The sequence below is a fragment of the Anaplasma platys genome (genome assembly GCF_012790675.1).
GTDB lineage: Bacteria > Pseudomonadota > Alphaproteobacteria > Rickettsiales > Anaplasmataceae > Anaplasma > Anaplasma platys.
In genome coordinates, this window is the sequence record NZ_CP046391.1 from 683119 (window position 1) to 699952 (window position 16834).

The 16834-nt window shown below is 42.4% G+C and carries 9 protein-coding genes and 1 pseudogene; 7 read left to right on the forward strand and 3 right to left on the reverse strand.

Translation table 11 applies throughout. From position 1 onward, the window contains the following. The first annotated feature begins 87 nt into the window (after window positions 1-87). Window positions 88-3039 carry a hypothetical protein gene (locus ANPL_RS02810; protein ID WP_169193261.1) on the forward strand — a complete coding sequence of 984 codons (2952 nt, stop codon included), beginning with the start codon at window positions 88-90 and terminating at the stop codon, window positions 3037-3039. A gap of 1465 nt (window positions 3040-4504) precedes the next feature. Here ANPL_RS02810 and ANPL_RS02815 read toward each other — a convergent pair. After that, a pseudogene (locus tag ANPL_RS02815) lies at window positions 4505-6115 on the reverse strand (L-glutamate gamma-semialdehyde dehydrogenase); the annotation flags it as partial. A gap of 187 nt (window positions 6116-6302) precedes the next feature. Between ANPL_RS02815 and ANPL_RS02820 the strand changes: the two are divergent. The 3 genes from ANPL_RS02820 to dnaQ are packed head-to-tail and all read left to right on the forward strand — an operon-like array spanning window position 6303 to window position 8705. After that, entirely contained in the window at window positions 6303-7490 is a 1188-nt protein-coding gene (locus ANPL_RS02820) for an NADH-quinone oxidoreductase subunit D (RefSeq protein WP_169193263.1), read from the forward strand. Window positions 7491-7495: 5 nt separating this feature from the next. Beyond that, window positions 7496-8002: an NADH-quinone oxidoreductase subunit NuoE gene (nuoE, locus tag ANPL_RS02825; RefSeq protein WP_169193264.1), complete on the forward strand. Its 507-nt coding sequence runs from the start codon at window positions 7496-7498 to the stop codon at window positions 8000-8002. Then, window positions 7992-8705, forward strand: a complete 714-nt coding sequence (dnaQ, locus tag ANPL_RS02830) for a DNA polymerase III subunit epsilon (protein WP_169193265.1) — start codon at window positions 7992-7994, stop codon at window positions 8703-8705. Before nuoE ends, dnaQ begins: the two co-directional genes overlap by 11 nt. 182 nt (window positions 8706-8887) lie before the next feature. Here the strand turns inward: dnaQ and ANPL_RS02835 are convergent, their stop codons facing one another. After that, window positions 8888-10432 carry a YifB family Mg chelatase-like AAA ATPase gene (locus ANPL_RS02835; RefSeq protein WP_169193266.1) on the reverse strand — a complete coding sequence of 515 codons (1545 nt, stop codon included), beginning with the start codon at window positions 10430-10432 and terminating at the stop codon, window positions 8888-8890. Between the two features lie 191 nt (window positions 10433-10623). Here ANPL_RS02835 and ANPL_RS02840 point away from each other — a divergent pair, with 191 nt between their 5' ends. Both ANPL_RS02840 and ANPL_RS02845 read left to right on the forward strand, forming a co-directional pair. Then, a complete protein-coding gene (locus ANPL_RS02840; protein ID WP_236822785.1) occupies window positions 10624-11298 on the forward strand; it encodes a hypothetical protein in 675 nt (224 codons plus the stop codon). Between the two features lie 496 nt (window positions 11299-11794). Then, the gene (locus ANPL_RS02845) at window positions 11795-13909 is read left to right on the forward strand and encodes a hypothetical protein (RefSeq protein WP_169193268.1); all 2115 of its coding nucleotides are present in this window, start codon (window positions 11795-11797) and stop codon (window positions 13907-13909) included. A 383-nt stretch (window positions 13910-14292) separates the two neighbouring features. On the opposite strand, the gene ANPL_RS02850 is transcribed toward ANPL_RS02845, so the two are convergent. Further along, a complete protein-coding gene (locus ANPL_RS02850; RefSeq protein WP_169193269.1) occupies window positions 14293-14835 on the reverse strand; it encodes a 5-formyltetrahydrofolate cyclo-ligase in 543 nt (180 codons plus the stop codon). A 282-nt stretch (window positions 14836-15117) separates the two neighbouring features. On the opposite strand from ANPL_RS02850, the gene ANPL_RS02855 reads away from it, so the two are divergent. Further along, window positions 15118-16596 carry a hypothetical protein gene (locus ANPL_RS02855; RefSeq protein ID WP_169193270.1) on the forward strand — a complete coding sequence of 493 codons (1479 nt, stop codon included), beginning with the start codon at window positions 15118-15120 and terminating at the stop codon, window positions 16594-16596. Window positions 16597-16834 lie beyond the last annotated feature (238 nt).

Consider the following 16834-nt stretch of genomic DNA (forward strand, 5'->3'; position numbering starts at 1 on the left):
GCGAGAGTTAATGGATTGTAAGGCGAATTTCTTTGTAGTTACGCTGGAATTAGTCTATCCTTAAGATGTTAAACTTTAGGTGTTGGTATGAATGGTTTAGAAGAAGACAGGGGTGGCCGAGCTACTCCCAGAGCTGAACAAAAAAAGACTAAAGCTAAGGTGTCTACGGGCGTTAAAGAATTACCGCAACGTGTTGAAAATGCAGAGGGCCAGGTAGAGAATCAGAATGTTGTGGTAAATAATCATAATAATGTGGATGTGGGTGCGCAACTTGCTACCGATAGGCCGGAATCAACACCAAGTACTTCTAAAGGCGATATTGGCAACGCATCAGAGCTAGTGACTGGCCGTTTATTGAGAAAAGAAGATGCAACGCGGTCATTTAGCTCAGATGCGATTTCTTATTATTCTGTGGGTGATGATCTATCGGAGGGAGAGTACGAAGATTGTGAGGAAAAAACGGGTGAGACCGCATTTTCTGAGTTGGGTGGTGGAGCTAACCATGCTGATGAAGTAGCAGAAAGGAATAATGGCTTACAAAGCGCATCTGAAGGGCGGTTGCGAAGTAATAATCTTCAAAATACGCCGGAAAATACGGCATCTAAAGGTGATATAAGCCATGAAACAAGTAATGTGTCTGTGCTTTTTCAGGATGTGTATAAGCGTCTTCGTGCCGAGGAAGGAAAGTGTATTTCTGATTTTCAAAAAGCTATCGTTCGTGATGGGAGCGTAATTAGCAGCGATGTTCATGAGAGTGGATCAGTTAATACTAGCAAAGTGGCAGGTGAAGTGATTCGTGGTGCGTATTCAGCTATTTTCTCAGCTGTGAGTGATGTTAGACACGCAGACAGAAGTTCAGGGGGGATTGCTACCTGTGCATTAGAACAATTTGATGCTTCTGTGTTATCTTCAGGAAACATATGCGAGGTTATAAAACAAGGCGTCAATCTGCTACGCATCTCTCTCGATTTGCGTTTTTCTATGGTGAGAAACAATAAGTGTGTGCTGGAAGAAAAAGTACGGAAACTGGAATCCGACATAACCAGTGCTAAGAGCGGAATAAAAGCTGTAAAAAAGGAAAAAACTACTAAGAGTACAGAGGCGACCCATGCGAAGCTTAAGGAAAGCCTAAAGAAGTTTGAAGAGCTACGCGGTTTTTATAAAGGACATCTTGGAATATTAGAGAAAGAGATGGGATCTCTAGAGCAAGAGAGCTCTATCATGCATAGGATGAGGGAAGAAGCTGAAAAGTATGATTTTCTCGCAAGGTTCTACCATGGGAATGTGAGGTTTCGTGTTCTTTTTTCAGAAGTTTTAAGTTGCTTTCGGGAGAGAATATCAGAATTAAGAGAAGTGCTGCAGCATGAGAAAACTCCGAGTGGAGAAAGTGTACTTCACCGTTTAGGAGAGCATCAAGGGCTCTTTGAGAAGAGTCTCGTGCTTATATTAGCGAGAGAAGAAGAAATCAACGATCAGATTCGTAATATTGAGAGTGCGGTAACTGAGCAGTTCACTTCTGCGTGTTCGGTATATAGTTTGGGAAGTTCTTGCTATGAAGCAGCGAGGGAAGAGGATAAGTGTTTTGTGATGCAGGATGTATCAGGTTTGCAAGACGTACGTGGAAAGTTGATTGTTCTAATGCGTGATCTTTATAAAGAAGAAGTTGAGTACGATCATCACTCTAAACAGAGTAGAGCAAAAACAAAGAGTTCTCTGGAGGAATTATACAAGCTTACAAGTTGTAACGATATTCGGGATGATATTGCTAATAGTATACGCGGCATGGAGCAATTTCTCTCTTCTCCTGAACTTGCAAAAGTGATTGCGCAAAGGGATGCGGGCCTTGCTGGAAAAACAAATGCGCAGCGTGTTCTTATGCTTGAGAGTGATGTACAAAGGTTCGCTGCTGTATTGTCCGTTACAATCAAAAACTATTTGGAAGTGAATGAGCTTCTTTCAGGATGTTTGCTTGCAGCTAGAAGAGAGGAAAAGATCAGTAAGTTATCTGATGTTTCTTCTCTAAGAGAGGTGCTGGGAATTGATGTATGCGAGGATTTTGCGGGTTCTGGAAGCATTCTTCATGTTGTAGAACAACATGGGTTACCGGTCAAAGACCATGTTTCTAGGATTGCAGAGAACAAAGAAGAGCTTGCAGCATGCGCAAGAGATATTTTATCCACTACTTTGAACTTGATAGCGGCAAACAGGATTACGGGGGTCGAAGCGTGTCACATAGTTAATTATCCAAACGCAAGTGCAAAATTTGCTAAGTCCCATGGCGAGAGTTCTATTCACTTAGAAGCAGCCATGAGAGAAAATGCAAAGGCAAAGAAAAAATATTTTAAGTTAATAACGCGGGTTATATCAACTATGGCCAAAGATGAGAAAGCGCGAGGAGACAGAATAGCAAAAATACTATACACCTGCGCTGCAGTAGCTCTTTTTATCGGGGTTTCGGCCTTTGCAAGCTATTGTACTTACATTTTTCTCCCTATATATGGAATGGGGCTGTGGTTTGTGCCTCATGCTGCAGCGGTGATTGCAACAGGTGCCTTAGTGGTGTGTGTTAGTGTTATTAACTATGCTGTTAAACAGGAACAAGAAGTTGTTGACGAAAAAATTGTAGAGACAAAAGAAACAGTCGATGCAAGAAAGGAAGGTAGAATATTAGGTTCTGGTAAGGACGGGTCGCAGGTTGGAGAAGATCCCTCTTTAATGCAGGAACAGACTACTCAAGAAGGTAATGTTGTGGTGCCTGGAGCAGGTTCTGCAGCTGCTGGAGATGCAACAAATTCTCTTGGGGCAGCGGGATCTGAAGGCACTGCAGCGGCAATGGAGATACCACGAGGTCCGAGCAATGTTTCCGGAGCTTCCATTGCATTGTCTAGTTCTACATCTGATGCATCGGTAAATACTACTCGTACCGAGCAGCTTTTGAGCGCTAGTGAAGTGTCGGAAAAACCAAGTGGAAATGTAGAAAAAGTGACTGCAGATTTAGGGGTAAAAACTCCTGTAATAACACTCTCTCACTGTAGTTAGGGAGATAATGAGGCCAGTAGAAATTTTCTGGATATGAGAATTGAACAGCGTCGCGTATTTGTGTCTTTCGATGCTTCTTACGATGGTGTCTCCATCACAGTTTAGAGTTTTCGTATGGTGGAACACGTTTTAAGTTCCGCCATGCGAATGTTTACAGCATGTTGCCTAGGGTGCCTTTTCTTGACATGAAATTTCTAGGACCAAAGAGAGAAAAAAACACAGCGCAGAGGTAGGCAGGAAAGAAGAAACTTGACGTGAAATGCACTTTGTTTACAAGGCGATGAAAGTTCAGCTACAAAACAGACAAAGGACTGCTGTTAGGAATAGAAAAATGTTCTGCAGCCATTGAGAAAAATAATTCCTCAAGAAACAAAATAATACGAAAAACACATCGATTAACTTGTCTCTATAAGGTATTGATACACGACTAAAGCGGGCTCAACTGCAGATTATCTTTTTTGAATGCTGTGAGGAAACGTGTTTATGATGTTTCGGAAACATAAATATAGTTACTAACCTGCTTTGCAGCGAGTTGAGCGACAAGAAAGGGAAATAGTATAGCAAAAATGATTCTCTTGGCCCCTGGTTCTCGTTGAAGAGGTAATTCCTAAAGGATAAAGGACCTATATTGCGGGCCATTTCACCATAAACTCAACAGGGGCAAACGCATACAATGCAGGCAAATGTTGGACAATGGTGACTTTTCCTTTCTTATGCTCTTTGTCCAGTTTTATTCATCAAAGAGTGACCTTGCTAAGCATTAATGCTAACACCTATACAATACACTAGCGACTAAACTCAATACAGTCCGTTCCAAAGGCCCCTCGATGCGAAGAATAAGAATTCTAGCCCGTGATGATCAGCAAGCAAGGGGAGCAGCAAAAACCCTGCAAGCAAAACAAAGGATGATTGTGCTGAACCTGGCGCAGCACGTTCTATCAACTTATCTTCAATCATGCAGATGTCTGTATCGTCGCATCATATTTTGGGTGTGAAAAAATGCAAACCAACCCAACATCAGATTAACGCTATGCTCTTTAAACTTACGCAAGTACTGAGTATCAATATTATCTGCTCAGTGACCGTTGTGGTATTCTGTTCATATGCGGAATAAGACACATAGCAAGGTATATGAGGAAGTCTGGTAGTTAGTTACTATGTTTCTCCTCATATAAGGAGTAAAAGGTGATTATTCTGGTATAAAATTGTGAACAAAGAGAAAGAAGAAGGATATAGAAAAAATAGCGAAAGGAAGTGCTGCTTTTAAAAAACAAGGAACGAGTAGGAAGAAAAAGTTAGTTGGCATATATGATGAGCGACGTAGGGGAGGGGATATGAATCTATCCGCACCGTGTTCCTTGTTACATCAGCGTAATGGTGTTTTTTCTGGCTTACATGCCACATAAATACGCCCTTTCGGTGCGGTATGGTAAAGCATAGTTGCTGTTGTGAGAAACAGTTTAGTTTAATCATCACCTAAGCACACCAGGGCAACATTTCCACCAAGAGCGGTAGTGTTCACGCTGACAGTCTTCTCGGTGACAAACCTGTGCAGATAGAAAGGACCGCCTGCCTTGGGACCGGTTCCCGAAAGACCTCGTCCGCCAAAGGGTTGACGCTCAACAAGTGCCCCCACCTGGTTGCGGTTTACGTAGACATTTCCTGCATTTATCAATTTAGTGGCTTCGTCAATCTTTCCCTGTACCTTACTCTGAATAGAGAAGGTAAGGCCGTAACCGGTGGCGTTGACCTCAGCTATTACCTTTTTCAAATCTTCCTTTCTGTACCTTACAATGTGCAACACAGGTCCAAAGACTTCTTTAGCAACCTCAGAAACTGAGCCCACTTCAAAGATATGTGGCGGGAAGAAGTAACCTTTTTCCGTCAGAGAGCTGTCGAGGTCAAGTTTGTATATCAGCCTCACTCCTTTGCCTTGCATTTCAGCAACATAAGACGACAACATGTCATGCGCGGCCTTATCAATCACTGGTCCTATGTCTGTGATCAATTCCATGGTATTTCCCAGGCGTAAGGTAGCAGTAGCCTTGCACAAAAGCTCGATTTGCTCATCTGCAATTTCTTCTTGTAACAGCAAAACTCTCAGAGACGAACATCTCTGCCCAGCACTTTTAAATGCAGAGCTGATCACGTTATCACATACCAATGCAGGATCTGCGGAATCATCAACGATCATTGCATTGATTCCGCCAGTTTCGGCAATAAAGGGAACAATATCTCTATTGCGCTTAGCAAGCGCCTGGTTAATTATGCCAGCTGTTTCCGTTGATCCTGTGAAGACAACGCCGCTGATGAGGGGATTGTCTATTAAATGCTCTCCCAATACTTCTCCCGTCCCGGGGATGAAGTGCAAAGCATCTGTTGGCACACCTGCTCTGTAGAGCAACTTGACTGCTTCATATGCCACTATGCTGGTCTGTTCTGCAGGTTTAGCTACTACGGTATTTCCAGTTACCAATGCTGCTGCTATCGGCCCTATAAAGATTGCTAGAGGGAAATTCCATGGAGATATGCATACGAAAACGCCGCGGCTCTCAAAATACATGCAATTTTCTTCTCCCGACGGACCAGGTAGTTTAATTTGTCCACTCATGTCTTGTCTTGCTAGCCTTGCATAGTATCTGAGGAAATCTACGGCTTCCCCAATTTCGGCTATAATGTCAGATATTGTCTTGCCGCCTTCGTTGATTATGAGTGCGAAAAACCTTGCCTGCTCCTTTTCGAGTAGATCAGCGGCATCTTCCATAATTTTAGCCCGCTTGTCGACAGGAGTATTGCTCCAACTTTTGAACCCAGCGCGAGCTGCTTTTATACTTTCTTTAGCTTGCTCAGGTGTCGCAAATGACGCTTCGCCTACTTTTTGTGTGGTATCAGCCGGAGAGAAAATTTCAATCGGTTTCTCACCTTCAACATTGCCGCCATTTATTATAGGAGTTGCCTTCCAATTCATTCCGGAAAAATCCCTTATTTTTTCTTCAAGGCTCGCCATTACTTGAACATTCGCGCTACTTATTGCAAGAACGTTTACTCGATCATTAGGAACTTGTTCAATGGACATTTGCCTATACTACCTCCGCTACACCTCAAGCAACAAGGGTGCACTATAGCATGGCTCTACAATGTGAAGCAAGGGCCCATGTACAGCGAAGGTGAAATATGGTATTTTTTTTACCGACTACAGAAGAATTTGAACTTGACATCTGAGCCTGTTATGGCATGCTGGGTGCTGTTCTTTACTAGCTTCGATGTCTGATAGCTCGGGTAGCTATGCGAAGCCGATGACCATTAATTTTGGTCCTCAGCATCCCGCTGCGCATGGCGTAATGCGTTTAATACTTGAAATGAGTGGTGAGGTCATAGAGAGAATAGATCCTCACATAGGTCTCCTGCACCGGGGCACTGAAAAACTCATAGAATATAAAACATACATGCAGGCGCTTCCTTATTTTGATCGACTTGACTATGTGTCACCAATGTCGCAAGAGCATGCGTATTCGCTATGTGTGGAGAAGCTTCTTGGATGTGAGGTGCCGATCAGAGCTCAATACCTAAGGGTTATTTTTTGTGAGCTTACCCGGTTGCTTAATCACCTTTTGAATGTTGCTTGTCAGGCTTTAGATACAGGTGCAACCACTCCGCTGTTGTGGATATTCGAGGAGAGAGAGAAGATTTTATCTTTTTATGAGAGGGCTTCAGGTGCAAGGTTCCACTCGGCTTATATCAGACCCGGAGGTCTTGCTGCAGATGTGCCTGAGGGGCTTCTGGATGACATTACTACGTTTGTAGAGTATTTTCCAAAGCTCTTGAACACCGTAGACGATCTTCTAACAGAGAATAGCATTTGGAAGCAGCGCAACGTTGATATTGGCAAAGTTACCAAGCAACAAGCTTTGGACTGGGGTTTTTCTGGTCCGATGCTCAGGGCGTGCGGCATTCCATGGGATTTGCGGAAGAGTCAGCCATATGAAATATACGATAGATTAGATTTCAAAGTGCCAGTTGGCGAAAATGGCGACTGTTACGACAGGTATCTTGTAAGAATGGCAGAGATAAGGGAATCGGTGGCTATAATAAAACAGTGCTTGCGTGACATACCCACAGGACCAATAAAGACGGATGATAGGAAGATATCGCCGCCGAGAAGAGAGGAGTTAAAGTACTCTATGGAAGCTTTAATTCACCACTTCAAGCTATTTTCAGAGGGGTACAAGGTAGAAAAAGGGGAAGCGTACGCTGCTGTTGAAGCGCCAAAAGGGGAATTTGGTGTATATATAGTTGCAGATGGTACAAATAAGCCTTATAGGTGCAGAATAAGGTCGCCAGGCTTTGCCCATCTGCAAGCTATTGATGCCATGGCGCGGGGCCACATGCTTGCCGATTTACCTGCCATTATAGGTTCATTAGATATAGTTTTTGGTGAGATTGACAGGTGAGCTACATGGATGAAGAGAGTTTTGAATTTACCGATGCTAACCTCAAGGAAGCTCATAAGTGCATAGGTTGCTATCCCGAGGGTAGGCAGGCAAGCGCTGTGATGCCCCTTTTGCACTTGGTGCAGCAACAAGCAGGGGGGCACGTACCTACGTCTGCGATTTGGTATATAGCAAAACTTCTAAGCATGAGGCCCGTGCATGTCAGAGAGGTTGTGGAATTTTATTCCATGTACAATACGTCGCCTGTAGGGAAGTATTTGGTTCAGGTTTGCAGGACTACGCCTTGTTGGCTACGAAAAGGGAATGATGTTCTTAATACCTGTAAAAGGGTATTAGGGATAGAAGTGGGGAAGACTACAAAAGATAACCTATTTACCCTCAAAGAAGTTGAATGCTTAGGAGCATGCGTCAATGCTCCTGTTGTGCAGATCAACAATGATTACTATGAGAATCTGCATTCGGAGTCTATGGAGAAAATTCTGCTAAAGCTCAGGGAAGAGAATGAAGGTTAGAGAAGTAGTTTTAGATACTGAAACCACGGGGCTTGATGCAGATACTGGCGACAGGATTATAGAAATCGGATGCGTTGAGCTGATTGACTTTGTGCTAACTGGTCGCGTTTTTCATAAGTATGTTAACCCTGAACGTGATATTTCGGTAGCAGCAACAAGGATACACGGGATAACAGGGGCAATGCTTGCTGATAAGCCAAAATTCAAAGAAATAGCAGATGAGCTTTTGGATTTTATTCGAGACAGTAGGCTGGTAATCCATAATGCTAGGTTTGACTTACGGTTTCTAGAAGTGGAGATAGAGCTTGTCAACAAGGAGCTTACTATCAGCAATCCAGTAGTGGACACCCTGGAGGTTGCGCGCAAAAAGTTTCCAGGCATGCCAGCAAGCCTGGACGCCTTATGTAAGAGATTTAACATCCCAACTCATGACAGAAAGCTGCATGGTGCGCTTAAAGATGCCATGCTACTGGCGCGGGTATATGTTGAATTGCTGGAAGCTTCGCAACGGCGATTCACGTTTAAACAGGAGAAAAAAAGTAAAGACTCCCAGCACAACATAGAGGCTGAGATAGCATCACTACGCAAGGAGAGGTTTTTTTCCGTAACCGAAGAGGAGCTCACCCTACATAGGCTTGCCCTACAAAAAGTGCAAAATCCTGTCTGGAACATGTATATCGACGATAAGGATTCAGTCGTATAAAGAAAGAGGAGGCATATAGATTGGTCTCAGGTAACTGAGCGCGGTCATAGTGTTCCCAGTGGGCTGCAGCGTTTTGTTGTAACGGAGCGTAGAGTAAGGAATGTGAAGTCAGTATAAGGTATTAGTGGGGTGGAAAGCCCAACTAGCTGGGGGGATTTTTATAATGCGGAAAAACTTTTATGCTATATCCTGTGATCTATAGGACAGCCAAAAAGGGTTATTGCTTCAGCTATGTGTTCTTCTAACACATTACTACTCTCGGACAAATCGGCTATTGTTCTTGCAACCTTAAGAATCTTAGCGGTGTCCCTGTTGGATAATTGATGATGTTCCAAGACTCGGATAAGTAATTTTTTAGCGGCATCACACATGTATGCTATCACGAATTTTTCTACTTCATTAGGCGTGAGGAATGCATTGCTCTTTCGTGCTGTTCCGACGCGTGCAGTTTGTAGTAATCTAGCAGCAATGACTTTTCCTTTTAACGATTTCGAACTTTCAGGGGTGGCAGACATTCTCTGAGCAAAGACGCTCACATTGCCAACTTCTACCTTTATGTCTATTCTACTCATTATGGGGCCAGAAATCCTTTTTTGGTAATCTACAGCACACTGTGGTGCTCTGGAGCATTTTCGAGATGCATCGTTGAGGTAGCCGCATCTGCAAGGATTCATCGCTGCAACAAGCTGAAAATTTGCCGGGTAAGTTATATGAGCGTTCGCTCTGGCTATAACTACTTGCTTATCTTCTAACGGTTGTCTTAGCGCTTCTAAAACGGATTTCGAAAATTCTGGAAGTTCATCAAGAAACAGAATACCGTGGTGCGCTAAAGTGATTTCACCAGGAAATGACCTCAATCCCCCACCGATTATAGCAGCCATAGACGCAGAGCTATGGGGTTCACGAAATGGCCGATAAGTCGCAAGGCAATCCAGCTTACGTCTCGCTATGCTATATATTATATTTACATCTATGATTTCATCAGCACTAAGGTCGGGGAGAATACTGCAAATTCTCTTTGCAATCATTGACTTTCCCGCACCTGGTGGACCCACCATCAGCAAGTTGTGCCCTCCTGCAGCTGTTATCAATGCGGCACGTTTGGCAATTTCTTGTCCCGCTACATCTTGCATATCCAAGGCTTCATATGCCCCATTGATACATTTTGCCTCTGCACACTCAGCAGTTTTTTCTATGATTTCCGTATCCTGAATCTCGCTTCCATTTGCATGATTTACTAGTTGCAATAGGTGTTTCGATCCTAATACTCTTATATCCCCAATGAGCAATGCTTCTCTAGCATTATCGTGGGGGCATATTATCCCCTTACCTTGCTTCTTAGCGCTGTGCGCCGCAGCAAGGATCCCACTCACACAAGTGATGCTGCCATCAAGCAATAGCTCACCGAGCACAATGAAGGATTTTAGACTGGCCTCATTCTTTATAATCTTTAATACTGTTAGTACTCCTAGGGCTATAGGAAGGTCATAATGGCTTCCTTCCTTGAATATCCCCGCAGGAGAGAGGCTTACTGTTATACGTTTTGGTGGCAGCACTATCCTTATAGATGCTAGAGCAGCTCTTATTCTTTCGCGTGATTCAGCCACCACTTTGTCAGCCATGCCAACAATATGAAATGCAGGCAACCCACTTGTAATGTGTACCTGAACTACAACATCTACCGTGCACACCCCTACAAATGCCACAGTATGTATGCTCGCCACCACTTGTAGCCCCTATAAAATTGCGATTATAAGCAAAACTTATGTAGATTCTAGACAATTATTAACATATTAAATTATACCAGAATAACCTTTTCTTTTTATGTTTGATGTATAAACTTGCTTTCTGCCACTGATGGATAGGTTTCGTTCACCGTTTGTCATTAGTAGAGTACGGCGTATCGTTATAGGTGTTTATGTGTTCTAGTATGCAGTCTACGGTTTATAGGAGATGCTTCGCTGCTGTCTTGACCATTTTCTCTATTTTTTCTTGTAACACTGCATTTGCTGTGGGGCGCTTTTCACTACCTGATCTGAAAGCAGATCTGAGATTTCGCTTGGGTTTATACCGTGAAGAGGAGTTAAAAAGCTCGGCTTTAAAGGGATTGTTGAAAAAGAGTGGTGAGGATGCTTCTGTAAGTGTGGTGAAAAATCCTCGATCTTTTTTAAACAATAAAGGGAATTACGCCGCGCTTGCCGACGTCACCTACCTTTTGAATGCGCGCGTTCTGGGGAACTTTGGCGCTGCAATAGGATATTTGTACAAGTCTGGAGTGACAGAGCAAAATCCGCTAGATGACATAAAAAACAAGGTCAAGTCTCTATCACTCCCATATGTAGAACTATCGTGGGAAAAAGGCGGCATTCTCTTTATAGAAAGCATGACATTCAAGTCTGGTGCCATGATGGTAATAGGAGGAAGCGAGAAGGGGAAGGGTTTTCCACTATTCTTTTCATCTGGCCTTTCTTATAGAATAGGAGGAATGACATCTTTCTACTTGGGCATGCAATTCCCTACGCATTTCCCCTCTTTTAAAAAGGAGGGAGAGAATAATCTCAAGCTGGTATTCGGAATTGAGTTTGCGCTTTAAGGCTTTTGATCATACAAGTGCAGTCGTGGACGAGAATATGTCGATATATAGCAAAGGTGCGCGTTTGCGACATGTTCCCTGAGAGTGCCTATATAGCCATGTTTAACCCGAAATCATAAGCAAAGAAATAACTTAACAAGATCTGCAGATCGCGTTTTCACGGGACTGATGCAATATTATATAGACAAAACGTGTTGTCCGCTGGTGTGCACGGATCAATCCAAAATAAGTAGTAGGTGTTCAAAAGAGTATACTATGCCATATCATAGTACTTCTAAAACCGTGTGCCTGTAGCCATTTCTATTATACAAAACTTGGAAAATTGAAAATTAAAATTTGGTGTATGCCCCAACCTCCACACGCGGGATTAGCCAAATTTACTTTACTTATCCATACTTTTTAAGTAGCAGGGTAGGTGTGTGTTATGTGGTTATTAAAGTGTTCAGTCCTATAATAGGCGTTTTTACATGCTCCACAAGTGTCTCAGTACAGCGCTATGAAGAAAATAATTGAGGGCGTAGCCCGTGAGGCAGCTTCCACATTGGGAAGCGGGCTAGATCTGTCTGCTGCAGCTGTAAATGAAGTTGTAATACGTAGCGTCATATACGTGCTGTTTAAGGGCAAAAGCCCAAAGTATTGTCTAGTGAACACAGATGGAGACCCAGGGTTGCAGGCCTGCAAGTACGATATCTTAATACCGGGAACTGCTATTTCCGTGCAACAAATGCGAAAAAATGTTACCCCAACCGCTCTAGGAAGAGTAGCTTCTGTTGAGGGAAGATCAGTTCTTGCAAGATATCTCTTTTCTATTTCTGCCTTCATGCCTGATCACTTGGTGTGGCTTTTTAGCGTTTCAGAAATTAGCGACCTTAGAGTTGCTTTAAAGGAAGTATGTGAGATATTGAGGGTTGTTTCAGAGACCGCAAAAAACCGAAACTGCGCCATAAACTGGCCGAAAGTGTATTCAGTATGTTCAGTGAGGATACTTAATGTTCTAAACACCGCGAGTGATCAGGATATTCTAAAGGTGGCGCACGCCGTGTACACTGGGCCCGCATGTGACGAAATATCCAAGGTACGGGACGAGCTGCTAAATCGCCTGCGATCAGGTGAGTCTTGGGCAGGACACGTAATGGATTTGGTGCAAGACTTGCGTCTTTTATCAAATTTTAATCCCGCTCTGGCCAGGCATTACAGATTGAAGAAAAAGGTGGATGCTGGGAAGAATCAAAATGGGGAAACCTTAATAATAAAGCCTGCAGCTGTGATCCAGTCCCTAATGCGTGAAAATGGAGAGTGGGAGCACGAGGTTAGTGATCGGGTAGGCAGGTATATCAGGAAGCATGCATATGTTAATGCTGAAATGATTCTCACTGTGTGTCTCTTGTTGAATCAGCCCATAGAGCTAACAGTAGAAAACATTGGAGCGCTGCAGTGGCCTAACGGAAAGGTTGCCTACTCATTTTCTCCCGAATTGACGTTTCCCAATATTAGTGAAAGCGCATGCTCTCATGGAAAACTTAAGGGCGACGTTTTAACCACAAAAGAAGGTATGGAGTTGGTGGGGCTGCTTCTTTTTTTACATCATAAAATGCACAGATATAGCTTTGCAATATGCTATTCGAAGCTCGCAGAAGAGATAAAGAGAATCGCTAAAGGAATGAAGGAGAGTAGCCAAATAAGCGACAACATCGCTCGTCTTGTCCATGATGCGTTTTTTCCAAGCAATGAATCTATCAACAGTGCAATCATGGATTATGGTCGTGACATAGCCTCGTATTTTGCTAAACGAATTGTGTTTCTGCAAGAGTTTGTAATGAGTGAGGATTATCCTCTTCTCGTCGAGTTTATCAAGCAGTCTAACCATCAGGATAAAAGCAGTGATTTCAAACGTTATTTAGAGGAAAAACGCAAGGCTGACTCGGCCGCAGCGCAAATTATCGCGGCGAAGGCTTCGCGTCGGCGTGCTCTAAAGTTTGCTAGAGGCTTTGGAGAAACAATAGGCCTTTTGTCTTCAGTTACCGGCATGATGGTAATGGCATATGTTGCATACGTGCGTTTTTATAATGAAAAAGCAAAATCTCTTTTATCAGCAATATCACTTGGGGGTGCTGGTTTGGCAGATGTGCTAATTGCGGGAATAGCACTGTTTTCTTTTGGTATTACACTTACTGTGTTCTCATGGATTTCGGTAAAAGGCGCTGCGTCTGCTGTGAAAAGCATTAAGAACGCTACTTTTGGAAGCTTAGAAGATAAGTTTATGTTGCCTTGTGATAATGCAGAGTATTCTTTATCTGTACAGGAAGTACCATCAGGACCAGTGCTCATAGGTTACATTGGAAATTCTGAATTACAACATGGTAGGGAAAGAACGGGACAAGCTACCGATAACGCTAATTGTGACATTGCTAAAATAAGTGATACTAAAACGCTTTTACATCAGAGTAACCCCGAGAAAGACGAACCTAAACATTCAGAAAAATTTAAAAAGGAAAGAGCAAAAGGCGTCGGCAGCGCAGTATCTTGCATCTTTAAAAATAAGATGTCACAGAAAAAAACAGCTCATTCTCTTCATGCGACGCAGAAAGGCGCTGCCGCGCTCAATATTTAGCCCATGGCAACATGAGAGCAGATCGCATGGGGGTATTTCTTGGGCAGTAGCACAGCGTTCCTCATAACACACCTGCATATGTGTGTTAGCTACAAGGCAAATCGTTAGTTTAATTTATACTTATGATTACCTGAATACCATATAATATACGTATTTATTTGCACGCACGAACAGCCTCTATAAGGAGGAAAATGTATATTTGCGAGTGTATTTAACTCACGCGTCAAGTTAAAGCCTTTATAAGAGAGCTAAACGTGCTTCCCATTAAAAACACGAAGCTGTCTCGCATTTATGTGGAGGAAAGTGTTTTCATGGTGACATAATGTAAACGTCCACCTCGCATGGCCTAAATGCATAAGTGTTTGGTTTAAAGTATCAGTATATCAGTAATATACTGATTGTTCTGTAACTATTAAATCAAGTTTCTGATCATGGGCATCCACAGGAATATTTTCGCACAGCTGTAGCTCATAAGCCATACCCACAAACTTACACTCTTGTTTTTTTCTTAAGAACTCTATTGTGTAATCGTAGAACCCGCCGCCGAAACCAAGACGATTAAGCTTCTTATCGAAAGCAACTAGTGGCACTAAAAAGACATTAGGAAAGCTCTCATCCTTGCTTTTTTCATTCAAGGTATTGCCCTTTGGAATCCATTGATGAAATTCAAGTAATCTGCTACCTTGTACCACAACGGGCACGAGAACTTCACAGCAATTATCCAGGCAATATCTCATTAACGGCACTACATCTATCTCTCTATCCATCGGGATATATCCGGCAACCCTGTCGCTCGCTTTCAACAACAACGCCTTCGTGCAGTGGCTAAGCAATTTCTTCCCAAACTCCGTACTCGGCATAATACCGCGGCGCAACTCCCGGTACTTTTTTCGAAGACTTGCCTTTATATCATTAGTTTCCTGCATATCTACAAAATTGTCATCGCTATCTCAGTGCTAATAATACAACATAGATCTTAATATAATTCAATGTACATCGCTCTCTAATATACCTTGCTTTATCATTACCTCCCGTTTTCTTTTCAGCAGTTTGTATGAAGTTTTGCATTACAAAACGGATAAAGGCCATTACGGTAGCGTGGAATTTATTGTGTTATATCCAAATATTTCCATTAAAAAATATTTTTAATATTTAATTCATGATTAATCCGTAACTTTCTCCGTTAAAATGGCCTTCAAGTGACACATATGAACTCTATAAGCAGACATCTTTCCCACGAAGCACATGTGAAGGGTATGTACTTTATCGCCGCTGTTTCAGCCATGGCTTTACTAAACATCGTTAAGAACAAGAGGGGAGAAAGCTTGATGCAGCTATGTTTATCAAGCATTTCAGCATCTATTTTATTGGCTATTAGTTCACTAAATGACAAGAAAGCAAGCTTTAACGATCGGGTGCATGTTTTCTTTTCTAATAATGACAAGAAAAGCGTAGTAACACTTTATGAATCACAAATTCATAAGATACACATTACATCAGGTGTGGAAAGTGCTGATAGTGAAGGACATTCCATGGTAGCAGTGCTAGATAAGGTTGTTATAGGACAAGGCGGAAAATGCAGAGCCGAAAGAAAAATAAACATACAGGGTTATGTCCATGCGTGGGAAAAAACAGGAGATAAACTGGGTGAACCCCAGGTAACTTTGATAATATCGTGCAAAGATCGTAAGAGGCAGCTAGAAACGTGCTTTTCACAGCTGAAAAACAAGAAAAGTCTCACACTTGTTGTAAAGACCAAGAAATACGTTGAGCGTGCTCATATACAAGATGAAGACAGTAACGTATTCATAGAAAAGGCGGCTGCATTACTGATAGACAAACGATCTATTCTAGTTAAATTACTTGAGCTTTATACTCGTGAAAGCAGTGAAGATAATATGCAAAAAGCCATTTATCTTGCTGGGAGATTTATCCACTTCGTTCCTAAAACTATCCTGGAAAAATTAAAAAAGCGAGTCAAAAAATTGGAAGGTTATGCCTCCGAAACTACGAGCATCAAAATGCTAATGAATGTTTTGAACCCGCTTTATATGGTGCTGGGTAACACGATAAGCAATAAACAGCTGCTATCTCTAAAAAGCGATATCCTAGCTTTGCTCAAGGAAAGAGCATGTAGATACGAGAATTTATATGAGGCACTTTCACAAGATGCGTATTCCGGTTTGATATCACCAGGCATAGAAGAAATCGCTGCTTGCTACAGTACTAAGGCCAATAAGCCTACAAATTCTCTGTTGCGGCGTTATATTTCTGAAGATAAAACCTTGGCAGCTAAAATGAAGACTATTCATGGTTTCATCGATGCTTGTAAAAAGCACAGCAACACAAAGCTGGAGTCCATAATTCTAGATGCAAAATTGTTACAACACTTTTCAGATGATGATGCAAAGTATGCATATGAATCTTTGACCTCTTGTCTTAAAGACTATAAGGTAGGAGAAGCTTTTAGTATCAGTGATGCAATTGAAGGGGCAAGGCAGAAAGTAGCATCAAAGTATAGTGAAGCATTTGTTGGTGACATTGTAGGCATTGCAGAAAAAACCACTGTGAACGTGGAAAAAATGTCAGTAAAAATGGAAAAGGTGAGAGATCCAGAGGAGCTCATGAGCTGCTTTTCCATTCATGCAGAAGGACTGCGTGCTCTGAAACATGGTGTGAATCGCTGATTCTTACAGTGTCAGTCTTTCAAGGTTTTGTAGAGCATATTGAAAATGTTTTCTACAGGCGGCTCCTTGTGTGTGGGCATTACTAAGTTGACTTTCTTCAGGCAATAAGTGGCAACATCGACTGCAAAGAGGTAGATTTATCGAGTTTTTACAAACTCCTCTAATATCCCCAGATTCTGATTCTAAGAAGTAAAAAGAGGACTCAATTTTCTTATGTTGAAGGAAAATAGAGCTGGCG